This window comes from Plantactinospora endophytica (genome assembly GCF_016862915.1).
Lineage (GTDB): Bacteria > Actinomycetota > Actinomycetes > Mycobacteriales > Micromonosporaceae > Plantactinospora > Plantactinospora endophytica.
In genome coordinates this window covers 137886-161683 of the sequence record NZ_BONW01000046.1, presented here as the reverse complement: position 1 = coordinate 161683, position 23798 = coordinate 137886, and the positions used below count along the sequence as shown (strand labels likewise).

Below are 23798 nucleotides of genomic sequence, written 5' to 3'. Positions count from 1 at the left end.
CCGGGACCGAACCGTCCGCGGGCCCATCGTGCAGGATAAGCGGATGCCGAGCCTCACCCGGGTAGCAGCGGCGGAACGCGCCGCCCTGCTCACCGTCGAGTCGTACGACATCGAACTTGATCTCACCCGGGGAGCGGACCGGTTCGGGTCGACCAGCACCGTCCGGTTCCGCTGCGGTACGCCGGGGGCGGCCACCTTCGTCGAGGTGCGGCCGGCCCGACTGCGCGGCGTACGGCTCAACGGCGTGGCGTTGGACCCGGCCGCGCTGGTGGACAACCAGTTCCCGCTGACCGGGCTGGCCGCCGAGAACACGCTGGTCGTCGAGGCCGAGATGGCGTACTCGAACAGCGGGGAGGGGCTGCACCGGTTCGTCGACCCGGCCGACGACGAGACCTACCTCTACGCCATGTCCGGGATGGACAACGCCCAGCGGATCTTCGCCTGTTTCGACCAGCCGGACCTGAAGGCGCCGGTGACCCTGGCGGTCGTCGCGCCCGAGGACTGGACGGTGGCCGCCAACGGGCGGCTCGCCGCCGAGCCGGTCGCCGGGCGCTGGCTGTTCGCCCCGACCCCGCCGCTGGCCAGCTACTTCGTGACCCTGATCGCCGGGCCGTACGTCGTACTCCGCGACGAGCACGACGGCATCCCGCTCGGCCTCTACGCCCGGCGATCGCTCGCCGGAGTCCTCGACCGGGACGCCGAGGAGATCCTCGCGGTCACCCGGCAGTGCCTGGACCGGCTGCACCAACTCTTCGGGGTGCGCTACCCGTTCGACAAGTACGACCAGGCGTTCGTGCCGGAGTTCAACATGGGTGCGATGGAGAACCCGGGCCTGGTCGTGTTCCGGGACGACTACCTGCACCGGTCGGCGGTGACCGATGGCGAGCGGGAGCGCCGGGCCAACGTGATCGCGCACGAGATGTCGCACATGTGGTTCGGCGATCTGGTCACCCTGCGCTGGTGGGACGACCTGTGGCTGAACGAGTCGTTCGCCGAGTACTTCGGCACCCGGCTCACCGCCGAGGCGACCAGGTTCGACCGGGCCTGGACCACGTTCGCGCTGCGCCGCAAGACCTGGGCGTACGCGACCGACCAGCGGCCGTCCACCCATCCGGTCGCGCCGACCGAGGTGGTCGACGCCGCCGAGGCGCTCTCCAACCTCGACGGCATCTCGTACGCCAAGGGCGCCTCGGTGCTCCGCCAGCTCGTCGCCTGGCTCGGCGACGACGCGTTCCTGGCCGGGCTGCGCGGATATTTCGCGGCACACCGGTTCGGCAACGCGACCCTCGCCGACCTGCTGGCGGCGCTCGCCACCAGCAGTGGCCGGGACCTGACCGGCTGGGCCGAGGCGTGGCTCCGGCAGCCGCAGGTCAACACCCTCCGGACCGAGGTACGGCTGCGCGACGGCGGGCACTACGCCGAGGTCGCCGTGGTGCAGAGCGCACCGTCGGACTATCCGGTGCTGCGCCCGCACCGGATCGGCGTCGGACTCTACGACCCTGATCCGGCCGGCCCTGATCCGGCCGGCGGGGGAAGCACACTCCGGCTTCGGGACCGGCTCGAAATCGACCTGGACCCGGCGGCGGACGGCGGCCGAACCGTGCTCGACGGGCTGACCGGCCGGCCGGTGGCCCGGCTGCTGCTGCTCAACGACGGTGACCTGACCTTCGCCAAGGTACGCCTGGACCCCGGTTCGGCCGCCGCCGTGCCGGCCGCGCTGCCCGAGCTGGCCGACCCGCTGACCCGCGCGCTGCTCTGGGCGGAGACGCTGGACGCGGTGACCGACGCCGAGCGCCCGGTCGCCGAGCTGGTGGCGCTGGTGGTGGCCGCCCTGCCGGCCGAGACCGAGGTGGTCGTGGTGCAGGACGTGCTGACCCGGACCAGGTCACTGCTCGACCGCTACCTGGACCCGGAGGTCCGGCCGGAGGCGTTGGCCCAGCTCGCCGGCGCCTGCGAACGGCTGCTCGCCGTGGCGCCGCCCGGCGGCTCGAACCAGCTCGCGGCGGTACGCGGGCTGGTCGAGGCGACCGTCGACACCGACCGGTTGACCGGCTGGCTGGCCGGCAAGGACGTGCCCGAAGGGTTGGCGGTCGACGCCGAGCTGCGTTGGACGGTGCTGCGCCGGCTGGCCGTACTCGGGGTGGTGGGCGAGCCGGAGATCGCCGCCGAGCAGGCCGTCGACCGGAGCGCCAGCGCGGCGGAGTGGGCCGCGATCTGCCGGGCCGCACTGCCGGAGGCGGCGGCCAAGGAGCACGCCTGGCGACTGCTGGTCGGGGACACCGGCCTGTCCAACCGGCTGCTGGAGGCGACCGCGGCCGGATTCTGGCAGCCCGAGCAGTCCGAGCTGACCGAGTCCTATGTGGATCGCTACTTCGCCGAGATGCCGGCGGCGGCGCAGAGACGTACCCCCTGGGTGGCCGACCGGGTCGCCGCGCTGGCCTACCCCCGGTACGCCGTGGCCGCGCGGACCCGGGAACTGGCCGCGGCGCTGCTGGCCCGGGACGACCTGCCGGCCGGCCTGCGCCGGGTGGTCGTCGACGCGGACGACGACCTGCGACAGGCGCTCGACGCCCGCCGCCGGGCGGCCACCCTGCCGAGGTGAGCCGGTGTTGCCGCTAGTCGTCCGCCCTGCCGAGGTGAACCGGTGTCGCCGCTGGTTGTCTGCCCTGCCCGGGTGAGTCGGTGTCGCCGCCGGCTGGTTGTCTGCCCTGTCGGGGTGAGCTGGTGTTACTGGCCCGCGCTTCGGACCGCTGGGCGTCGCCGCCGGGCGGGGCGTTCGGGGCGCGGCCCGGCCGTCTGCCGTGAGCCGATCGTCGTCCGCGCCGGGGTCGGTCGGCCCGGAAGTGCGATCTGGCTCATGCCCGACGGAACAGGCGGCGCGGTCGGCCTACGATCAAGCCGTGGAGGAAGACATCCGGCGGATCGGGATCATGGGGGGCACCTTCGACCCGATCCACCACGGGCACCTGGTGGCCGCGAGCGAGGTGGCCGACCGGTTCGAGCTGGACGAGGTGGTCTTCGTGCCCACCGGCCAGCCCTGGCAGAAGGCGGACGAGCCGGTCAGCTCGGCCGAGGACCGCTACCTGATGACGGTGATCGCGACCGCCTCGAACCCCCGCTTCCAGGTCAGCCGTGCCGACATCGACCGGGGCGGCCCCACCTACACCGTCGACACCCTGCGCGACCTGCACTCCGAGTACGGCCCGAAGGTGCAGCTCTTCTTCATCACCGGAGCCGACGCGCTGGAGAAGATCCTCTCCTGGAAGGATCTCGACCAGATGTTCGAGTTGACCCATTTCATCGGCGTCACCCGGCCCGGTTTCGTCCTCACCGACGCGCACCTGCCGGCCGACACGGTCAGCCTGGTGGAGGTGCCCGCGATGGCCATCTCCTCGACCGACTGCCGCGCCCGGGTGGCCGCCGGTGGGCCACTCTGGTATCTCGTCCCCGACGGTGTGGTGCAGTACATCGCCAAACGGCGGCTCTACCAGGAGTGATTCCTCCCGGTTTCGTGCTCGTCGTTCGTTAACCGCCGAGCCGTACCCTGCCGCCGTGTGAGAGGCTAGGAGGGTCCGACGGTTGATCGAAGGAGAACGGTGACAGCTTCCGACCGCGCCCGTGAGCTGGCAACGGCCGCCGCGCAGGCCGCCGCCGACAAGAAGGCGCAGGACATCGTCATCATCGACGTGGCGGACCAGCTCGTGATCACCGATGCGTTCCTGCTCGCCTCCGCGCCGAACGAGCGGCAGGTGACCGCGATCGTGGACGCGATCGAGGAGGCACTGGTCGGTCTGCCGGAGAAGGCCAAGCCGGTCCGCCGCGAGGGCGAGCGGGCGGGCCGCTGGGTGCTGCTCGACTACGTCGACCTGGTGGTGCACGTCCAGCACACCGAGGAGCGCGAGTTCTACGCGCTGGACCGGCTGTGGAAGGACTGCCCGACGATCCCGTTCGTCGACCGGGACCTGGTGGAGGCCGAGGCGGGCGCCGCCGAATGACCCGGTTGATCGTGTGGCGGCACGGCAACACCGACTGGAACGCCGCCAACCGGGTGCAGGGCCAGCTCGACGTACCCCTCAACGATCTCGGCCGGGAGCAGGCCGCCGAGGCCGCGCCGCTGCTCGCCGCGCTGCGTCCGGACGCCATCGTCGCCAGCGACCTGCGCCGGGCCGCCGACACCGCCGCCGCGCTGGCGGCGGTGACCGGACTGCCGGTCCGCACCGACGCCCGGCTGCGTGAGCGGTACTACGGTCAGTGGCAGGGGCTGCTGATGACCGAGGTGGCACAGCGGTTTCCGGCGGAGTACACCCGTTGGCGCGCCGGCGACCCGGATCCGGGCAGCGAGGTGGAGAGCCTCGACGACCTCGGCAAGCGGGTCGGCACGGCGTTGCAGGAGGCCGCCGACGCGGCACCGGGCGGCACGGTCGTGGTGGCCACGCACGGCGGCGGCGCCCGGCAGGGCTGCGGATACCTGATCGGTTGGGACGCCACCGTACTGCGCTCGGTCGGGCCGCTGAACAACTGCCACTGGACAGACCTGCGGCACGACGAGGTACGCGGCTGGCAGTTGCGCGGGCACAACGTCGGCCTGGTCACCCCCGTCCCGCCGCCGACGCCCGTCTGAACCGCACAGGTGCCCCCGCCGGCCGGCCGAGCTGTCCGGGTCGGCCGAGCTGTCCGGGCTGGCCGGGTCGTTCTGGTCGGCCGAGTTGTCGGGGCCGGCCGGGTGGTCCGGATCGGCCGAGTTGTTCGGGCTGGCCGGGTCGTTCGGATCGGCTGAGTTGTCCGGATCGGGCGAGCTGTTCGGGGTGGCTGAGTTGGCCTGGTCGTCGGGCTGGCCGAGGAGTTCGGGTCGGCCGCCGGGGAGTGGGCGCCCAGCCGTACCGTCGGTGATCGGCTAACGTGCCGGAATGCCTGTCGCGGTCGTCACCGACTCCACCGCCTACCTGCCGGCCGAGCTGGCCGACCGGCACCGGCTCACCGTCGTACCGCTGATCGTCGTGCTCGACGGGGTCGAGGGGCGGGAGGGCGTCGACGTCGGGCCGGCCGACGCGGCCCGGGCCCTGGTGGCCCGACGGTTCGCGATGAGCACGTCCCGGCCGTCTCCGGAGCTGTTCGTCGAGACGTACCGCCGGCTGCTCGCCGACGGGGCCGACGGCGTCGTCTCGGTGCACCTGTCGGCCGAGTTGTCCGGCACGGTGGAGGCGGCCCGGCTGGCCGCCGCCGAGCTGGGGCCACGGGTCAGCGTCGTCGACGCCCGGTCGACGGGGATGGGTCTGGGCTTTCCGGCGCTCGCCGCCGCCGGGACCGCCGCCCGGGGCGCGGGCCTGACCGAGGTACGCGCGGCGGCCCTCGACGCCATCGCCCGGACCAGCACGTTCTTCTACGTCGACACGCTGGAGTTCCTCCGGCGCGGTGGCCGGATCAACGCCGCCGAGGCGCTGTTCGGCACCGCCCTGTCGGTCAAGCCGATCCTGCACGTGGCGGACGGCGGCATCACGCTCCGGGACCGGGTGCGTACCGCCGGACGGGGCTTGGCCCGGCTGGTCGACCTGGCCGTCGAGGCGGCCGGTACCGGCGAGGTCGAGGTGGCGGTGCACCATCTCGCCGTACCCGGGCGGGCGGCCGAACTGGCCGAGAAGCTGGCTGCCCGGCTGGGTTCCCGGTTGCGGGCCAGCTACCTCAGCGAGGCCGGTGCGGTGATTGCCACGCATGCCGGGCCGGGCCTGGTGTGTGTGGTGGTGCACCGCTTGTAGGTGACGCTCCCGGTTGTCGGTCTTGTTGGAAGAAGGTGGCTTCTTTCCCGGTAGGCGTTGACCGGGGTCGATCTGCGTGGTCCCATTGGACAGTAAACCTTCCTAATAGTTGAGGTCCGGCATCAGGCCGACGGCCCACGAGCAGGAGGAGCACCGTGTCCAGTTCTCGTCTCCGCGCCAGGACGCCCCGGCTGGCCGCCGCCGGGCTGCTGCTGTTGACGGCCGTGGTCGCCCCGTACGCCGGTCCCGGGGCCGCCACGGCGGCCACCGCCTCGACCGCCCCGGCCGGTACCCCCGCCGCCGCCGTGCGGATCGCGGCGCCGGCCACCTTCACCCACCCCGGCGTGCTGGTCAGCCGGCCGCAACTCGACTTCGTCCGGGGTCGGGTGAACGCCGGGGCGCAGCCCTGGAAGGGCGCCTACGACCAGATGATGGGCAGCGCGTTCGCCTCGCTGACCCGTACCCCGAAGCCCCGGGCGGTCGTCGAGTGCGGTTCCTACTCCAACCCCAACAACGGCTGCACGGACGAGCGGCAGGACGCGCTGGCCGCGTACACCCTGGCGCTGGCCTGGTACGTCACCCAGGACAGCCGGTACGCCGAGAAGGCCATCCAGATCATGGACGCCTGGTCGGCGACGATCCGGGACCACACCAACAGCAACGCCCCGTTGCAGACCGCCTGGGCCGGGTCGAGCTGGCCACGGGCGGCCGAGATCATCAGGTACACCTACGGCGGCTGGTCGTCGACCGGGGTCAGCCGGTTCGGCACCATGCTGCGCAACGTCTACCTGCCCGAGATCATCAACGGCAACGCGACAAGCAACGGCAACTGGGAACTGAGCATGATGGAGGCCGCCCTCGGGATCGCGGTTTTCCTGGAGGACCGCGCCGTCTACGACCGGGCGGTGGCGAAGTTCCGCGACCGGCTGCCGGCCTTCCTCTACCTGACCAGCGACGGGGCGTACCCGCGCGGTCCGGTCGGCAGCAGCATCGACACCCGGGCGGAGGTGGTGTCGTACTGGCACGGCCAGCAGACCTTCTCCGACGGCCTCTCCCAGGAGAGCTGCCGCGACTTCACCCACACCGGCTACGGCATCTCGGCCATCTCGCACGTCGCCGAGACGCTCCGGCACCAGGGCCAGGACATCTACCCGGAGATCCAGGACCGGTTGCGGCACGCGCTCGGCTTCCACGCGAAGTACGAGCTGGGTGACGCGGTGCCCTCGACGCTCTGTGGCGGCAGCCTGACCCTCGGGCTCGGCCCGGTCACCGAGGTCGCCTTCAACGCCCTGAACAACCGGCGGGGCATCGCGATGACCCGAACCCAGCAGCTCACCGAGCGGCAGCGTCCGGCCGGCACGAACTACCTCTTCGTCGCCTGGGAGACCCTGACCCACGCCGGCAACCCCAACTGACCCGTCCGGGTCGCCGGCCGGCACGCCCGCCGGCCGGCGACCCGGGGGCATGGGCCTGACCACCGGAAGAACATCCTGGTACGCGGCCCGCTAGCACACTTTTGCATGATCAGGGCGTTGTCCACGGTGGTGTTGGTTGTGCACAGCCGGCCGTGCTCGACAGTCGCGGAGGGTCGGCCGATGCCTACCTTCGCCAGGTGTCCGACGACGACGAAACACTGGTACGGCAACGGCTCTCCCGGCTGCTCGGCGGACCTGCCGCGCTGGCCGGGCAGCAGCCGGCCGACCTCGTCAGCGCTGGCACCGTCCCGGTCTTCGGCACGGCCGCGCCGGATCCGGCCAGGGTCGTGCCGGATCCGGGTAGGGGCGCGTCAGATCCGGCCGGGGTCGCCCCGGATCTGTCCGCCGACGCGCCCGATCCGGCCACCGACGTGTCGACGGAGTCAGGTCGGCTCGCCGGGCCGGGTGCCTTCGACCCCGGCCGGCGTGGTGTGAAGGCGATCGCCGTGGTGGCCGCGGTGGTGGTGCTCGGCGCGGCGGGCTGGGCCTGGCTGTCCCGCCCCCGAACCGAGCCGGTCGCGTCCCCGCCCGTCTCGACACCCGTGCTCGCGCCCACCCCGTCGGGATCAGGCCCTGCGGTCGGCACGGCCGAGGTGGTGGTCGCGGTGGCCGGCAAGGTACGCCGCCCCGGTCTGGTACGCCTGCCCGCCGGTGCGCGGGTGGCCGACGCCCTCGAATCCGCCGGTGGCGCGCTGCCCGGCGTCGACGTGGCCCTGCTCAACCTCGCCCGCAAGGTGACCGACGGCGAACTGATCCTGGTCGGGGTGACGGCACCACCGGGAGCCGGGCCGGCCGGAGCGTCTGCGGCGGCCGGTGGCGCACCGGCGGGCGGCGGGAAGGTCAACCTCAACACCGCCACCGTGGCGCAACTCGACGCCCTTCCCGGAGTGGGTCCGGTGCTCGCCCAGCGCATCGTCGCGCACCGGGACGAGCACGGCGGCTTCCGATCCGTGGCCGACCTGCGCCAGGTCACCGGCATCGGCGACGCCCGTTACGAGGACCTGAAGGACCTGGTGACGGTGTGACGGCATGGACGCGGCGTTCCTCGGAGCGACACCCCTCCGACCTCCAGCCGCCTGATCACCACCCATCCGACCCGCACCCATCCGACCAGCACCCCCTCCACCAGCGTCCACCCCAGCGGGACCCGTCCGACCAGCGTCCACCCGATCGAGAGCTGTCCGACCAGCGTCCACCCGATCGAAACCCGCCTGACCAGCGTCCATCCGATCGAGAGCCATCCGATCGAGAGCCATCCGATCGAGAGCCGTCCGATCGGGAGCCGTCCGAACGGCGGTTGCCCGATCTGCGGCTGGCCGGGCTGGCGGTGGGCGCCTGGCTCTCGGCACTGGCCGGGCTGCTGCTCGGTACGGGTCCGACGGTGCTGATGGCGGTGCTGGCCGGCGGCGCCGTGCCGATCCTCGGCTACCGGATGGTTCGCGCGGCACCTGCCGCATCAGGTCCCGCCTGCCGGATCGCTCGCGGGGCGTCCGCCGCACCACTCTTCGCCCGCCGGATGGCTCGTGGGGCATCCGCCGTACTGGACCGGCACGGCTGGGTGGTGGTCACCGTACTGCTCGGTGTGGTCTGCGGCAGCGTGGCTACGGCCGCCCGATCGGGCGTACGGGACGCCGCGCCGGTCAGCCAGTTGGCCGAGGCGCGGGCCCGGGTCACCGTCGAGTTGGTGGTCCGGGACGATCCACGGTCGATCGGCGGTGCCGCCGGCCGGCCGACGATGTATCTGCTGCCGACCCGGTTGGTGTGGCTGGCCGAGGAGGAGGAGAGCAGGGTCAGCGTGCCGGCCCGGATCCTGGTGCTGGCCACCGCCCCGGACTGGCGAGGGCTGTTGCCCGGTCAGCGGGTCGTCACGACCGGCCGGCTGGCGGCGCCGCGCGGTGGAGACCTGACCGCCGCCGTCCTGACGGTCAACACCCCACCCCAACTGCGCGGCGCCCCGTCCTGGGTACAGCGGGCGGCCGGTTCGTTGCGGGCGGGGTTGCAGCGGGCCTGTGCTCCACTGCCGGCCGAGCCCGGCGGCCTGCTGCCAGGGCTGGTGGTGGGGGACACCAGCCGGCTGGAGCCGGCGGTCGAGCAGGACTTCCTGACCACCGGCATGACCCATCTGACCGCGGTATCCGGCTCCAACGTGGCGATAGTCGTGGGCCTGGTGCTGTTGCTGGCCCGCTGGGCCAGGGCCGGGCCATGGGCCGCCGCCGTCCTCTGTGGAGTCGCGTTGGTCGGTTTCGTCATCCTGGCCCGGCCGTCGCCGAGTGTCGTCCGGGCCGGCACGATGGGCGCCATCGGTCTGCTGGCGCTGGCCGTCGGGCGACCCCGGGCCGCCCTGCCGGCGCTGGCCGGTGCGGTCACGCTACTGGTCGTGGTCGACCCGGAACTGGCCGGCGACCCGGGGTTCGCACTCTCCGTACTTGCCACCGGTGGTCTCCTGCTGCTGGCTCCACGCTGGCGGGACGGGCTGCGCCGCCGGGGCGTACCGGCCGGTGCGGCGGAGGCGCTGGCCATCCCGGCGGCGGCACAACTCGCCTGCGCGCCGGTGGTGGCCGGGCTCTCCGGCACGATCAGTTTGGTGGCCGTACCCGCCAACCTCCTCGCGGTGCCGGCGGTCGCGCCCGCCACGGTGCTCGGCGTGACGGCAGCGGTGCTGTCACCGGTCTGGCCGGCCGGTGCGGAAGGCGTCGCCTGGCTCGGCGGATGGCCCGCATGGTGGCTGGTCCTGGTCGCGCGGTACGGCGCGCGCCTGCCCGCCGGGACGCTGCCGTGGCTGGACGGGGTGGCCGGTGGGCTGCTGCTCGGTGCGTTGACCGTCGTCCTGCTGGTCGCCATCCGCCGGCCGCTGGTGCGTCGGCTCGTCGCGGTGGTCACGGCTGCCGGGGTGGTCGGCGCGCTCCCGGTGCGGCTGGTCGCGACCGGCTGGCCTCCGACCGGCTGGGTGGTCGCCGCCTGCGCGGTCGGTCAGGGGGACACCCTGGTGCTGCCCGCCGGAGCCGGCCGGGCGGTGGTGGTGGACGCCGGCCCGGACCCCGGCGCGGTGGACCGTTGCCTGCGCCGGCTCGGCGTACGGGCGGTGTCGCTGCTGCTGGTGAGCCACTATCACGCCGATCATGTGGACGGGGTGGACGGTGTCTTCCGGGGCCGGCGGGTGGACGCGGTGGTGGTTCCGCAGTGGCTGGAGCCGGCCGAGGGCCGTGCCACCGTCGCCCGCGCCAGCGCGGCGCACGGCACCCCGGTCGGCACGGCCGGTGTCGGCTGGACCTACACCGCCGGTCCGCTGAGGCTCACCCTGCTCGGACCGCCGCACCCGATCCGGGGCACCCGGTCGGATCCGAACAACAACTCGCTGGTCCTCCGCGCCGAGCTGCACGCCGTCAGCATCCTGCTCACCGGCGACGCCGAGACCGAGGAGCAGCAGGCGTTGCTGGACCGCGTGCCGGTCGACACGCTTCGGGCGGACGTGCTGAAACTCGCTCACCACGGCTCGGCGTACCAGGAGCCGGCGTTCCTCGACGCCGTACGCCCGGCGGTGGTGCTGGTGCCGGTCGGTGTCGACAACGGGTACGGCCACCCGCATCCCGGCGTGCTGGACCGGCTGTCCCGGGCCGGTGCCCGGGTACTGCGGACCGACCGGGACGGAGACCTGGCAGTGATCGGGAAGAACCGTGCCGGGGAGAAGGGTGGCGGGGAGAGGGATGGCGAGCTGGCGGTGCCGGTCCGGGGTCTCGATCCGGGCGATCCGGCCAGCCGGTGAGTCTGTCCGGCAGCGAGCCGCGTCGTAGCGCTTCGGCAGGCGTATGCGGCGGTAAGCTTCGATCGCGCACCGGACCCGCTGGCGAAGAATGCCAGGGTTAAGATAAATGTCTGGATTTGCGCTAAGTGCGGGGTCAGTCGCAGCGAGCCGGGTGACCAGGCCCGATGGACGCACGCCACGTGCGACGATGACCTCGTGACCCCCGCTAGCCTCGCCCCCGTCGTACTCGTGCTCGGTGACGAAGAACTGCTCGCCACCCGGGCGGTCGCCGCAGTGGTCGACGCGGCCAGAGCCGCCGACCCGGACGTCGACGTACACGACCACGAGGCGGGCACACTGGGGGCGGGGGAGATCGCCGAACTGCTCGGACCGTCCCTGTTCGGCGGTCGGCGGGTGCTGATCGTCCGGGCTGGACAGGATGCCAAGAAGGACCTGGCGGCCGCGCTGTTGGCGTACGCCAAGAATCCCGACCCGGAGGTGCAGCTCGTGGTCGCGCACCTCGGCGCGGCCAAGGGCAAGGCCTTCGCCGACGGGCTGCGGGCGGCCGGCGCGGAGGTCGTCCCGGCGGCGAAGCTGAAGGGCCACCGGGATCGGGTCGCCTTCGTCCGGGACGAGATCCGGCGCGGCGGCGGCCGGTGCACCGACGACGCGGCCGAGGCGTTGATCGCGGCGGTCGGCAACGACCTGCGGGAACTCGCCTCCGCCTGCTCCCAGTTGCTGGCCGACACCGACGGGCGGATCGGCGTCGACACGGTTGCCCGGTACTACCGGGGGCGGGCCGAGGTCAGCGGCTTCACGGTCGCCGACGCGGCGATGGCCGGCGACGTCCCCGGCGCGCTGGAGGCGCTGCGCTGGGCGCTGCACGTCGGGGTGGATCCGGTCCCGATCGCCGACGCGATCGCCGACGGGGTCCGGACGATCGCCCGGGTCAGCTCGGCGGGCCGGGGCAGTGCGTACCAGTTGGCGAGCAGCCTCGGCATGCCGCCCTGGAAGATCGAGAAGGCGCAGCGGGTCGGCCGGGGTTGGACCCCGGAGGGGCTGGCCGACGCCATGTACGCCGCCGCCGAGTGCAACGCCGCCGTCAAGGGCGGGTCCGACGATCGGGGCTACGCCCTGGAACGTGCCGTGGTCGCCGTCGCGGCGGCCCGCAGGGCGAGCGCATCACGATGACCGTGGCGACGGCGATGCCGGCGGACGAGGAGCGGCTGCGACCGCTGTACGCCCGGGTGCTCCGGCTTCGGCACGTCGATCCGGGTGGGATGCTGTGCTTCGTCTTCTTCGAGGGCACCGTGGCCCTCGGGCTGCTGCTCGCGCTGGCCGAACTGGTGCACTGGTGGGGCGTGTTCGTGCTGCCGGCGGCCGTCGCGGTCATGGTGAAGATCAACGACGTGGTGGCCGCCGCAGTGCTGCGGTCGGCGGCCCGGGTGCCCGCCCAGGAACGGGAACGGTTCCGTCGGGAGATCCAGCCGGCGATCGGGCGGGCCAGCGTCCCCAAGCGATCACTGGCGCAGCCGGGGCAGCCCGGGCCGACCGAGCGGCTGTCCGCACCCGGACCCGACACCTCCGAATCCGGCAACGCGCCCTCCCGGCCGGCGGGGCAGCGGCTGCCGATCCGGTTCCTGCCGGTCGCCCGCCCGTTCAGCATGACGGCCGTGGTCCGGGCGCGACTGGAACTCGGCGGGCGGCGTCGACCGCGTGTCGACCCGGCCGGTCCGGAACGGGCGGACGGCGGCGGACCGGGGCAGGAGACCGCCCGACCGCCGACGGGACTGCCGCAGGCCCGAACGGCATCTTCGTCGTCCGCCGCCCCGGTCGGTCGAGCCCGGAACAGTGGCCTGGCCGAACGACTGGACCAGCGACCGGTCCGGCGCTGGCTGTCCCGGCAGGACCCGATCGACACCAGCCGACAGTCGGCCCGGCGCCGCTACAAGTAACCCGACGCCGCTACCGAACGAGCCGCTACAAGTAATCCGGCGCCGCCGCAAACAGGCCGTTACAAGTGAACCGGCGCCGCTACAGGTAACCCGGCGCCGCCACAGACAAGCCGCCACAGACGACCAGTACCAGCCAGTGGCCCGGCCGAGCCAGGATGCGGCCCGGGACATTCGGCCCGGGGCCGCTGCACGTGAGCAGCTACCAGCGCCGCCACAGGTAGGCAAACACGTGTGGCCCCCGAGCCGGCCGGCTCGGGGGCCACACGTGAGGTGTGTGGTGCTCCGCCGTCAGGCGGAGAGCGACTCCAGCCGCTTGGCGATGGCCGACTTGCGGTTCGCCGCCTGGTTCTGGTGGATCACGCCCTTGCTGACCGCCTTGTCAAGCTTCCGCGAGGCGTCCCGCATGAGCTCGGTCGCCTTGGCGCTGTCTCCGCTTTCGGTCGCCTCGTGGAACTTGCGAATGGCGGTCTTCAGCGACGACTTGACCGACTTGTTACGCAGCCGGCGCTTCTCGTTCTGCCGGTTGCGCTTGATCTGGGACTTGATGTTCGCCACGCGACAGCCTCGTCCTGGTAGCTAGGGTTACGTTTGCCTTGACGCGCGGGCGACGACGCACAGCAAAGTGCAGCCGCGTCGGCACGCGCGAAGAGCCACGTTACCAGGTAGGCCCCGCCGGGGCCAAAACAGCTCATTGCCATCCCTGCCGCTCGGCCAGCCAGGTCAGCGCGGTCTCCCCGCTCCAGCGCTGGTGCGCCCGGATGTGCGGGGAGGCGGTGCCCGGGCCGGCGGCGGCGCGTACGAGCCAGTATCCGGAGAGTGCGGCGAGGGCGGCGTCAAGCCCGTCGGCCGGGGCGTCGTACGCCGCCGGATGGGTGTGGAACAGCTCGTCGGCGTCCAGCCCGCTGGCGTACGCGGTGACGAGCAGGCCGGCGAGGTCGAACCAGGGCGCCCCGTAACACAGCCACGTCCAGTCGCAGAGCCAGGCGGCGCCGGCCGGGTCCAGCAGCACGTTGTCCACCCGCAGGTCTCCGTGGATCATCGACGGGCGGTCGACGTACCCGGGAAGCCGGGCCTCCAGCGCGGCCAGCTCGGGCAGCCGGTGCCGGGCCACCGCCGGCATGTCCGGCAGGGTCTCGCGGCCGGTGACCAGCTCGGCCCACCAGGCCAGGTCCGCCCGGGCAAGATCGGCGAGCCGGGGTACGCCCAGCGCGACCAACTCCGCCGGCGGCTCCCGGAGCGCCGCCGCGACGGTCGCGTACGCGGTCAACGTCGCCGTCAGTTCGCCCGCCAGCCAGGGCAGCCCGGGCATCCGGCCGTCGATGGCGTCCAGGCAGATCACGTGGTACCCGGCGGCGGTGAGCGTCCAGCGGGGGCGGGCGACGGCGAGCCCGGCCGGCAGCACGGCGGTGATCGCCGCCTCCCGGGCGTACCAGTCGCTCAGGTGTCGCTGGTCGACCAGCGAGGCGGCCTTGACGAAGACCCGGTCCCCGGCCACCGTCTGCAACACCCCGGCGAAGCCCCGGGTGAACCCGCCGCCGGCGGTGCTCGCCCAGTTGACCCGGGCACCGAGCCGGGCGCCGATCGCGGCCCGCAGGTCGGCGGGCAGATCGGCCCAGCCCGGGCGTACGGCCGTCGCGTCGTACGGTCGGGGCGGTACCGAGATGGCGGCCATGTCCCAAGTCTGCCCTGGTCCGGCCATGTCGCCGGGATTTCGCCGCCGCGCCGCCGGCCGCGTCGGCCGGTCCGTCGCCGACCTGGACGTACGCGTGCCCGCGACCCGGCGCGTGCGGATGCTGACATCGGGGCGTTTGCGTGCTGGCACCCGGGGCGTTTGCGTGCTGGCACCCGGGGCCTGCGGAATGCCGCCACCTCGGGCCGCCCCGGGGTGGTGACGGAACTCGCGGCGGTGATCCGGCGGCCTCGGCCGGGCACTCCCGGGCGGCATGGGAACATAGAAAGCCCATCGTCGTCAGCCAAGCAGAACGGACCGCCGTGCCACCGACGCCCGACTCCGGCGCGAACTCCCCTGGTGCCACCGACCCCGGTCGCATCAGGAACTTCTGCATCATCGCCCACATCGACCACGGCAAGTCGACGCTGGCCGACCGGATGTTGCAGCTCACCGGCGTGGTCGACCCCCGGCAGATGCGTGCCCAGTACCTCGACCGGATGGACATCGAGCGGGAGCGCGGCATCACGATCAAGAGCCAGGCGGTCCGCATGCCGTGGACCGTGCGCGAGGGCGACCAGCAGGGCGAAGAGGCCGTGCTGAACATGATCGACACGCCTGGGCACGTGGACTTCACCTACGAGGTGTCCCGCTCGCTCGCCGCCTGCGAAGGGGCGATCCTGCTGGTCGACGCGGCCCAGGGCATCGAGGCGCAGACGCTGGCCAACCTCTATCTGGCGCTCGAGAACGACCTGCACGTCATCCCGGTGCTCAACAAGATCGACCTGCCGGCGGCCCAGCCGGACAAGTACGCCGAGGAGTTGGCGCACCTGATCGGTGGGGATCCGGCCGACTGCATCCGGGTCTCCGGCAAGACCGGCGAGGGGGTGGCGCACCTGCTCGACGAGATCGTCCGGCAGTTCACCCCGCCGGTCGGCGAGGCGGGCAGCCCGGCCCGAGCGATGATCTTCGACTCGGTCTACGACGTGTACCGGGGCGTGGTGACGTACGTCCGGGTGATCGACGGCCGGATCGAGGCACGCGACAAGATCAAGATGATGTCCACCGGGGCAGTGCACGAGCTGCTGGAACTCGGCGTGATCTCCCCGGAGATGCAGAAGGCCGGTGCGCTCGGGGTCGGCGAGGTGGGCTATCTGATCACCGGTGTGAAGGACGTCCGGCAGTCGCGGGTCGGTGACACCGTCACCATCAACGCCCGGCCGGCGTCCGAGGCGCTCGGCGGCTACAAGGACCCGAAGCCGATGGTCTACTCCGGCCTCTACCCGATCGACGGATCGGACTATCCGGCGCTGCGGGACGCGCTCGACAAGCTGAAACTCAACGACGCGGCGCTCAACTACGAGCCGGAGACCTCGGCCGCGCTCGGCTTCGGCTTCCGCTGCGGCTTCCTCGGCCTGCTGCACCTGGAGATCATCGGTGAGCGGCTGGAGCGCGAGTTCAACCTCGACCTGATCTCGACGGCACCCAACGTGGTCTACCGGGTGGCCATGGAGGACGGCGACGAGGTCACGGTGACCAACCCGAGCGAGTACCCGACCGGCAAGGTCGCCGAGGTGTACGAGCCGGTGGTCCGGGCCACCGTGCTCACCCCGAACGACTACGTCGGCGCGGTGATGGAGCTCTGTCAGGGGCGGCGCGGGTCGTTGCAGGGCATGGACTACCTCTCCGCCGACCGGGTCGAGTTGCGCTACACACTCCCGCTCGCCGAGATCATTTTCGACTTCTTCGACCAGCTCAAGAGCCGCACCAAGGGCTACGCCTCGCTGGACTACGAGCCCTCCGGCGAGCAGCGGTCCGACCTGGTCAAGGTCGACATCCTGCTCAACGGCGAGCCGGTGGACGCGTTCAGCGCGATCGTGCACAAGGACAAGGCGTACAACTACGGCGTCAACATCGCGGCGAAGTTGCAGAAGCTGATCCCCCGGCAGCAGTTCGAGGTGCCGATCCAGGCGGCGATCGGCAACCGGGTGATCGCCCGGGAGACCATCCGGGCGATCCGCAAGGACGTGCTGGCCAAGTGCTACGGCGGTGACATCAGCCGGAAGCGGAAGCTGCTGGAGAAGCAGAAGGAGGGGAAGAAGCGGATGAAGATGGTGGGCCGGGTCGAGGTACCCCAGGAGGCCTTCATCGCCGCCCTCTCCACCGGCGACTCCGGCGACGGCAAGGGCGGCGGCAAGAAGTGACACCCCGGGGGTACGGCCCCGGCGCCTCCTTCTGCCCCCGGTGCGCGGCACCGCTGCCCGGCCCGGCCCCGACCACCTGCGCCGGCTGCCGCTACCAGCTATTCGTCAACGCCCGCCCCACGGTCGGGCTCTTCGTCCTGGACAGCACTCCGAGCCAGCTCCCGGGCAGCGGTCCGAGTGAGTTCCTGGACCGCGCTCCGGGACAGGTCTCGGGCCAGCCGGAGCCGCGCTTCCTGGCACTGCGCCGGGCGGCGGAGCCGATGATCGGCCGCTGGGAGACCCCGGGTGGCTTCTGTGACGGCTGGGAGCACCCGGCCGAGGCCGCGGTACGGGAGGCTCGGGAGGAACTGGGCGTCTCGATCACCCTTGGCGAGCACATCGGTATGTACGTCGGCAGTTACGAGTTCCAGGACGAGGTTCTTCCGGTGCTCGACCACTTCTTCCTGGCCACCCTGGACGACCCGGAGATCGTGCTCGACCCGGCGGAGTCTGCCGAGCTGAACTGGTTCTCCCTGGTGGATCCGCCCCCGCTGGCCTTCGCCACGATGGATGCGGCGGTTCGGGAGGCGGCGCGACGTCTGCGTATCTAGGTCGGTTTGAGCTTCCGAGCCTTCGGGAACCTAGCAGTCACCACAACAACGTGTGACAGATCCGAAGGAGGACGGCCGTGGAACTCACCGTCTGGGGTATCATCACCGCGCTTATCGTCGGTCTCATCATCGGCGCCCTCGGCCGTCTGGTCGTACCGGGCCGCCAGGACATGCCGATCTGGCTGACGATGCTGATCGGTGTCGGTGCCGCGCTGCTCGGCACGGTCATCGCCCGGGCCGCCGGCATCGCGACCGAGACGGCCGGCATCGACTGGATGGAACTGTTGATCCAGGTCGCACTGGCTGCGGTCGCCGTGGCCCTGGTGGCCGGAGTCGGCCGTCGTCGCCGAGTCAGCCGGTACTGAGCACCCCGCTCCCCGGTAGCAAGGGGCGTCGGCCGACCTCGGCTGGCGCCCCTGCTGGCGTATTCCGGCCCGGACCGTCGAACCGTGGACGTTCCCGGCCCGGATCGTCGAACCGGAGACCTGCCCCGATCGGCGAACTGGGGACGTGCCCGGATCGTCGAACCGGCGACTTCCCGGCCCGGATCGTCGAGCTGGTCGACCACCTCGATCGGCGCCATTCCGCAGCGGATTGTCGAGTCGCCGACTCCGGTGTCGGGTGGGCCGGGAGGCAAGCAGCTCGGGTCTGGCGCCGAAAGCCGTGAACCGCTAAATTCACCACGGTCGTACGATCGACTGTCGTGATCGACTAGACAGCGTCACGTACAGTTGTGATCGTCATTCACATTTGCTCAGATGATCTCCCCATGTTACGCTCTGTAAGTGTCTAAGGGCTCTCTCCCAGGAAGCGTCAGGGTGTCACCTCACCAGCTTTCGGATCGGCACCCCAAGGTCGCGTTGTACCTTGAGGCGTACACCCCCCTGGTCGAAGAGTGGTTCCAGGCACTGCGGGCTTCCGACGGGTTGAGGGAATTGCGTCGTACCGCACCGGGGCGCGATCTCGTCGGCAATCTGGAAAGGCTCGACCTGCTTTTCCGGGACCTGGTAGACGACCTGTTCGACCGTCCGGCGCCGGTGCTGGGCCAGGCCGTCGCGGTGGTGGCCGAGCACCGGGCCGCCGTCGTCTGGGAGGACCAGCTCGTGCCGCCGCCGGACGCCGGCGCCGAGGAGTTGGCCGCGTCGCTGCGGCACAAGTTCAAGCGCAACATCAGCCTCGCCCTGCTGGAGGCGTTGATCTGCCTGGAGTCCGCGCTGACGTACGGCCGGCAGACCCTGGGCCTGTCCGGGGAGGCGCTGGAGCGGACCCTACGGGACAGCACCTCCATGCTGGCCAGCCTCTCCGTCCTGCACGACCAGCAGGAGGTGGCCCGGATGCGGCAGTTGACGGGCGACCCGACGGAGATCCAGCACCCGAGGTTCACCGTCGCCGACATCGTCCGGGGCGCCTTCCGGATTGGGCCGGACAAGCTCCGGGCGGTCGGCCCGGCGGGGCAGCAGAAGATCCGGTTCGGCAGCGTCGCGCCGCACGGTGTCGAGCTGTCCAGTCCGACCATGAAGTGTCCGGCGCACCGGCTCACCAACGACGAGGGTCAGCCCTTGAACAACGAGTTGTGGGGCCTTCTCGTGGACGTCTACCGGATGTCCGGACGGCTGGCCTAGGCCGACCGAACGGTGGGCCCGACACCGGGTCCAACGTGAATGGTCCGCCGATTCCGTCGCGTTCCCCACGCTTGGCGAAGTCGAATAGTCGCCGCCCGGTCGATTGCGTCCGACCTTAAAGTGCGAGGTCGGCCCGCACCTACCGTAGGAGTGTGTGGGCCGTCACTTTCCTCGTATCGGCAGAACTGCCGATGCGACCGGGAAATTACCCACGGTCACAGAGTGACTCTATCGACCGAACGTCATCCTGGCGGGACCGTGAGAAGGCAGCGCTGGTGAAGGTGGCATGCCTTTTCAACCGGAATGACGCGGCGGCCCCGCCGACCCATCCGGATCGGGCGGAGCCGCCGCTGTCGTCGTCAGGTCAGCGCAGCCAGGGGATACTGCGGTCGAGCAGACCGCGCTCCTTCAGCTCCTTGCGCAGCGGGATCTCGTCGTCGACGTACCCGTTCCAGTTGATGCCCCAGTAGTTGGCGGTGTGGGTACCCTCACCGAGCAACTGGCGCTGCACCGGGGTCCGGTTCTTGTACCACTGCCCGTCCTTGTCCGGGTGCAGCTCGTCCAGCGGCCGGATCCACCGGTAGGTGTAGCCGACGAAGAGCATCTTCCGGGTGATGTTCGAGAGGTTGGTGGACCGGGAGTGCCACTGCCGCCGGTCGAAGATGAACGCGTCGCCGGGGTTGGCGGTGATCTCGACGGTGCCCTCGGGGTCGGGGTTGTGCACCGTCAGGTCGGCCGGACGCGGCAGCGAGTTCCACAGGTGGCTGCCCGGGATGACCTTGGTGGCACCCCGGCCCTTCTCCGACAGGTCGGAGAGCACGTACGCGACCTTGAGCGAGAACATCGGCCGGGGCAGGTTCGGATCCATCGTCTCCGGGTCCGAGTTCTGCCGGTAGCCGTCCTGGTGCCAGCCCCAGTACGGCTTCTCCGGTTCGAGTGCCGGCGGCGTGACGTCCAGGTGGTTGTGGTGGGTGTAGATGTTCCACCCGGCGAGGCCCCACATGTAGGGGAACGCGATCGGGTGGGTCAGCAGCTCGCCGAAGAGCTCGTCCCGCTCGAGGAAGCCCAGCAGGTGCAGCGTGCCGTCCTTGGTGGTGTTGCCGGCCGCCTTCTCCTCGGCGTACACCCGGTCGACCGCCGCTTCCAGGGCCGCCCGGTGGTCCTCGGTCAGGACGTTGCGGAGCAACATGAAGCCCTGCTCGTGGAACTCCTTGCGATCCGTGTCACTGATCGGTTCGTATCCGGTCCGGCCGCCGTAGTCGAACACCGCGTCCCCTCCCCATAGGGTGAAACTCTTTCTGAGCACACAGGCTGCCGATCGTAACCCCCTCCGCAAGATCCACGCCCCGGCGCTCGGCCCGGATGCCGGCCCGGATCACCCGGAGGTACGCAGGGCAGCCGCGACCTGACGCAGCGCGATAGATCCCTCGAAGAATGAGGGCATCGGGGCAGGTTTGACCGTTTGTGCAATCACTGCGGGTTAGCGGACGCCGGATCGTGCAACAGGAACACCGCCCCGTCGGTCAGTCCGCGAAGACCTCGGCGACCACCTGGTGCGGCGTCGCCGCCGCGCCCTTGACCGGCGCCCAGGTGCCACCGTCCGCCGTCCACTGCAGGTCGCCGAAGCGCACCGTCTTCACCCCGTGGTCGTCGGCGTGCGACACCAGCCAGTGCGCGTAACGCCAACCGGCCTGCGGATCAGTCGTCGGTACCGCCAGACCGGTCAACTCGGCCGGAACCGACGTCTCCAGCTTGCCCCAGTCCAGCTTCAACCCGGCGGTGAGTGCCGCCGCCGCCGCGGTGCCGCGCATCGCCGGCTCCCGGCCCACCGTGCAGGCGACCGCCCCGGTGGCGTTGCCCAGCAGCGCCCGGGTCAACACCTCGGACTCGTCCGCCCACTGCTGGTAGGCGTTGGGGAAGGCCGACTTCTGCACCCGCTGTGCCGCGACCGTCACCTCCATCTGCTCCCAGCCACGGACCTTCTTCAGCGCGTTGTAGAACTTCGTGGCCGCGTAGCGCGGATCGCGGATCTGCTCCGGCTTGCCCCAGCCCTGGCTCGGCCGCTGCTGGAACAGCCCGATCGAGTCCCGGTCGCCGTCCGGCAGGTTGCGCAGCCGGGACTCCTGGAACGCGGTGGCCAGGGCCACCACCACCGCCCGCTCCGGCATCTTGCGCCGGATTCCGACGGCGGCGATGGTCGCGGCGTTCGCCATCTGCTCGGCGTTCAGCGCGACCCGGCCGTCGGCCTCGACCACGCAGCCGCGCGAGGCGCTGGGTATCGGCAGGGTGTGTCCGAGTTCGCGGGCACCCAGGTAGATGCCGAAACCGGCAGCCGCCGCGAGCACCAGGCCCGCCGCCACGATGGCCCGAGTCTGCACCGCCACCCCCTGCTCGATAGTGGGACACAGCCTACTTCGGCTGCCCATAATTCCGGACCGCCCGCAGCCGGCCCACCCCGCGCGACCCGTCACCCCGACCGGACCACCCGCCAGGCGCCACCCGACCGGATCACCCGCCATGCTCACCCGGCCGGATCACCCGCCAGGCGTCACCTGGCCGGCGCGGGTGTCGCCCCGGTCGAAACCGGCGCCGCCGCCCGCCCGGACAGCGCCGGAGACCGGCCACCGGCTACCGGCCACCGGCCCGGCCGGTCAGCTTCCGGGTACCCACCGGGCGGGCCGTTTCTCACCGAACGCCGCGACGCCCTCCCGACCCTCCTCCGAGTGGAAGTACCGCACCGACAGGTCGCGCAGCTCGGCCAGGTTCGCCCGGAAGTCCGTCGCCGGAGCACGCCGGAGCAGTTCCTTGGCGCCGGCCAGCGCGCCGGGTGCGCCCCGGACCAGCGCCAGGCAGTACGAGGCGACCGTCTCGTCCAGCGCCTCCGTCGAGGTGACCGTGGTGACCAGGCCGATCTCGGCCGCCCGACGCCCGTCGAAGGTGTCCCCGGTCAGATACAGCTCGGCGGCGGCCCGTGGTTGCAGTCGGGGCAGCACGGTCGCCGAGATCACCGCCGGAATCACCCCGAGGCGTACCTCGGTGAACGCGAAGGTCGCCTCCTGGGCGCAGATCGCCACGTCGGCCGCCGCGACCAGACCGAGGCCGCCGGCCCGGGCCGGCCCGCCGATCCGGGCCACCACCGGTTTCGGACACTCCCAGATCGCCGCGAGCACGTCACCCAGCATCGCCACCGGCACCGTGCCCTCGCGGTACGCCGCCGCCGTCTCCTTCAGGTCGGCACCGGAACTGAAGACCGGCCCGGTGTGCGACAGCACCACCACCCGGACGTCGTCGTCCGTCGCCGCAGCGGCCAGCGCGTCGAGCAGTTGGCGGAGCAGCGTGCTGGAGAGCGCGTTCCGGTTGTGCGGGCTGTCCAGCGTGAGAGTTGTCACTCCGTGCGTGGTAGAGACCCGGACGAGCGGATCAGGGGCTGAGGTCATGCCGGCACACTAGTCGTATGCCTGGAGAGCTCCCAGCGGGCGAGCCCGTACCCGTCGACGGGGCGCTGCCCGACGCCGCCCTGGCCAGGGCCGGTCAGCGCGGCTTCGGCGTCTACGTCCACGTGCCGTTCTGCGCCAGCCGGTGCGGCTACTGCGACTTCAACACGTACACCGCGACCGAACTCGGCGGGACGACCGACCGGGACGGGTACGCCGACCAGGTGCTCGCCGAGCTCGCGCTGGCCGCCCGGGTGCTGGGGGACCGGCCGCTGGCCCGGGTCGACACCGTCTTCGTCGGCGGCGGTACGCCGACCCTGCTGCCACCGGACGACCTCGCCCGGATCCTCGACGGCATTGACCGGACCTGGGGACTGGCCGGCGACGCCGAGGTCACCACCGAGGCCAATCCGGAGTCGGTGAACCCGGAGTCGCTCACGCAACTGCGGGCCGCCGGCTATACCCGGCTCTCGCTGGGCATGCAGTCGGTCGCCCCCGGGGTGCTGGCGATCCTCGACCGCCGGCACCGGCCCGGCCGGGCCACCGACGCCGCCCGCGAGGCCCGGGACGTCGGCTTCGACCACGTCAACCTCGACCTGATCTACGGGACGCCGGGGGAGCGGGCGGAGGACTTCGCGGCGTCGCTCCAGGCGGTACTCGACGCCGGGGTCGACCACGTCAGCGCGTACGCCCTGATCGTCGAGGACGGCACCCGGATGGCCGCCCGGATGCGGCGCGGCGAGCTGGCGTACCCGGACGACGACGTCGCGGCGGACCGCTACCTGGCGGCGGAGGCGGCCCTGTCCGACGCGGGTTTCTCCTGGTACGAGGTTTCCAACTGGGCCCGGACGCCCGCCTCGGCCTGTCGGCACAACCTGCTCTACTGGACCGGCGGCGACTGGTGGGGGCTCGGGCCCGGCGCGCACAGCCACGTCGGCGGGGTCCGCTGGTGGAACGTCAAGCACCCGTCGAGCTATGCGGCCCGGCTCGGTGCCGGGCAGTCCCCGGGGCAGGCCCGGGAGGTGCTCTCGGCCGAGGAGCGGCGGACCGAGGACGTGCTGCTCCGGCTCCGGCTCGCCAGCGGGCTGCCGCTGGCCACGCTCGACGAGGCGGGCCGCGCGGGTGCGGCCCGGGCCCGGGACACCGGCCTGCTGGACGCATCGGCGTACGACGCCGGCCAGGCCGTGCTCACCCTGCGCGGGCGACTGCTGGCCGACGCGGTGGTCCGGGACCTGCTGCCCTGACCCGCACCGTCCCGCCCGGTGCTCCCGTCCAGTCGTCTCCTGTCCGGTCCTGTCCATGCGGGCCGAGCTGGCGGCCCGGGGCGAGCGGGAGTCGGGCCCGGACAGCGCGA

19 protein-coding genes and 1 pseudogene are annotated in these 23798 nt (G+C 71.9%); 15 read left to right on the top strand and 5 right to left on the bottom strand.

The genetic code is table 11. The annotated features are described in order from the left end of the window. The first annotated feature begins 43 nt into the window (after positions 1–43). The 10 genes and pseudogenes from pepN to Pen02_RS38370 all read left to right on the top strand — a co-directional run. A complete protein-coding gene (gene pepN / locus Pen02_RS38415; RefSeq protein WP_203871113.1) occupies positions 44–2602 on the top strand; it encodes an aminopeptidase N in 2559 nt (852 codons plus the stop codon). 298 nt (positions 2603–2900) lie between these two features. Then, positions 2901–3497 carry a nicotinate-nucleotide adenylyltransferase gene (nadD, locus tag Pen02_RS38410; protein ID WP_203871112.1) on the top strand — a complete coding sequence of 199 codons (597 nt, stop codon included), beginning with the start codon at positions 2901–2903 and terminating at the stop codon, positions 3495–3497. A 99-nt stretch (positions 3498–3596) separates the two neighbouring features. Beyond that, a complete protein-coding gene (rsfS, locus tag Pen02_RS38405) occupies positions 3597–3995 on the top strand; it encodes a ribosome silencing factor (protein WP_203871111.1) in 399 nt (132 codons plus the stop codon). Further along, positions 3992–4621, top strand: a complete 630-nt coding sequence (locus Pen02_RS38400) for a histidine phosphatase family protein (RefSeq protein ID WP_203871110.1) — start codon at positions 3992–3994, stop codon at positions 4619–4621. Before rsfS ends, Pen02_RS38400 begins: the two co-directional genes overlap by 4 nt. 286 nt (positions 4622–4907) lie before the next feature. Further along, the gene (locus Pen02_RS38395; protein ID WP_203871109.1) at positions 4908–5753 is read left to right on the top strand and encodes a DegV family protein; all 846 of its coding nucleotides are present in this window, start codon (positions 4908–4910) and stop codon (positions 5751–5753) included. A gap of 155 nt (positions 5754–5908) precedes the next feature. After that, entirely contained in the window at positions 5909–7168 is a 1260-nt protein-coding gene (locus tag Pen02_RS38390) for an alginate lyase family protein (protein ID WP_239141954.1), read from the top strand. Between the two features lie 197 nt (positions 7169–7365). After that, complete coding sequence (locus Pen02_RS38385) at positions 7366–8253, top strand: ComEA family DNA-binding protein (RefSeq protein WP_203871108.1); 888 nt, start codon at positions 7366–7368, stop codon at positions 8251–8253. Positions 8254–8525: 272 nt separating this feature from the next. Beyond that, the gene (locus tag Pen02_RS38380) at positions 8526–10991 is read left to right on the top strand and encodes a ComEC/Rec2 family competence protein (RefSeq protein WP_239141953.1); all 2466 of its coding nucleotides are present in this window, start codon (positions 8526–8528) and stop codon (positions 10989–10991) included. 195 nt (positions 10992–11186) lie between these two features. Beyond that, positions 11187–12161 (top strand): DNA polymerase III subunit delta, encoded by a 975-nt coding sequence (gene holA, locus Pen02_RS38375; RefSeq protein ID WP_203871107.1) that lies wholly within the window; start codon positions 11187–11189, stop codon positions 12159–12161. A gap of 14 nt (positions 12162–12175) precedes the next feature. Further along, positions 12176–12485, top strand: a pseudogene (locus tag Pen02_RS38370) (hypothetical protein); the annotation flags it as partial. Between the two features lie 728 nt (positions 12486–13213). Here Pen02_RS38370 and rpsT read toward each other — a convergent pair. Both rpsT and Pen02_RS38360 read right to left on the bottom strand, forming a co-directional pair. Beyond that, the gene (gene rpsT, locus Pen02_RS38365; protein WP_107263302.1) at positions 13214–13480 is read right to left on the bottom strand and encodes a 30S ribosomal protein S20; all 267 of its coding nucleotides are present in this window, start codon (positions 13478–13480) and stop codon (positions 13214–13216) included. A 133-nt stretch (positions 13481–13613) separates the two neighbouring features. Then, a complete protein-coding gene (locus tag Pen02_RS38360; RefSeq protein ID WP_203871106.1) occupies positions 13614–14597 on the bottom strand; it encodes a phosphotransferase family protein in 984 nt (327 codons plus the stop codon). A 320-nt stretch (positions 14598–14917) separates the two neighbouring features. On the opposite strand from Pen02_RS38360, the gene lepA reads away from it, so the two are divergent. The 4 genes from lepA (at position 14918) to Pen02_RS38340 (ending at position 19010) form a co-directional block, all read left to right on the top strand. Next, complete coding sequence (gene lepA / locus Pen02_RS38355) at positions 14918–16798, top strand: translation elongation factor 4 (RefSeq protein ID WP_203871105.1); 1881 nt, start codon at positions 14918–14920, stop codon at positions 16796–16798. Further along, positions 16795–17388 carry an NUDIX domain-containing protein gene (locus Pen02_RS38350; RefSeq protein WP_203871104.1) on the top strand — a complete coding sequence of 198 codons (594 nt, stop codon included), beginning with the start codon at positions 16795–16797 and terminating at the stop codon, positions 17386–17388. Before lepA ends, Pen02_RS38350 begins: the two co-directional genes overlap by 4 nt. Positions 17389–17465: 77 nt before the next feature. Beyond that, positions 17466–17753 (top strand): GlsB/YeaQ/YmgE family stress response membrane protein, encoded by a 288-nt coding sequence (locus Pen02_RS38345; RefSeq protein ID WP_203871103.1) that lies wholly within the window; start codon positions 17466–17468, stop codon positions 17751–17753. Between the two features lie 453 nt (positions 17754–18206). Continuing rightward, positions 18207–19010, top strand: a complete 804-nt coding sequence (locus Pen02_RS38340; RefSeq protein ID WP_203871102.1) for a hypothetical protein — start codon at positions 18207–18209, stop codon at positions 19008–19010. 364 nt (positions 19011–19374) lie between these two features. Here the strand turns inward: Pen02_RS38340 and Pen02_RS38335 are convergent, their stop codons facing one another. From Pen02_RS38335 to Pen02_RS38325, 3 genes are all read right to left on the bottom strand, one after another. Then, positions 19375–20277, bottom strand: a complete 903-nt coding sequence (locus Pen02_RS38335) for a phytanoyl-CoA dioxygenase family protein (protein WP_203871101.1) — start codon at positions 20275–20277, stop codon at positions 19375–19377. A 256-nt stretch (positions 20278–20533) separates the two neighbouring features. Continuing rightward, positions 20534–21394: a hypothetical protein gene (locus Pen02_RS38330; RefSeq protein ID WP_203871100.1), complete on the bottom strand. Its 861-nt coding sequence runs from the start codon at positions 21392–21394 to the stop codon at positions 20534–20536. Positions 21395–21661: 267 nt separating this feature from the next. Continuing rightward, positions 21662–22447: an enoyl-CoA hydratase family protein gene (locus tag Pen02_RS38325; RefSeq protein ID WP_203871099.1), complete on the bottom strand. Its 786-nt coding sequence runs from the start codon at positions 22445–22447 to the stop codon at positions 21662–21664. A gap of 17 nt (positions 22448–22464) precedes the next feature. Here Pen02_RS38325 and hemW point away from each other — a divergent pair, with 17 nt between their 5' ends. Continuing rightward, positions 22465–23688 carry a radical SAM family heme chaperone HemW gene (gene hemW / locus Pen02_RS38320; protein WP_203871098.1) on the top strand — a complete coding sequence of 408 codons (1224 nt, stop codon included), beginning with the start codon at positions 22465–22467 and terminating at the stop codon, positions 23686–23688. The last annotated feature ends 110 nt before the right edge of the window (positions 23689–23798 follow it).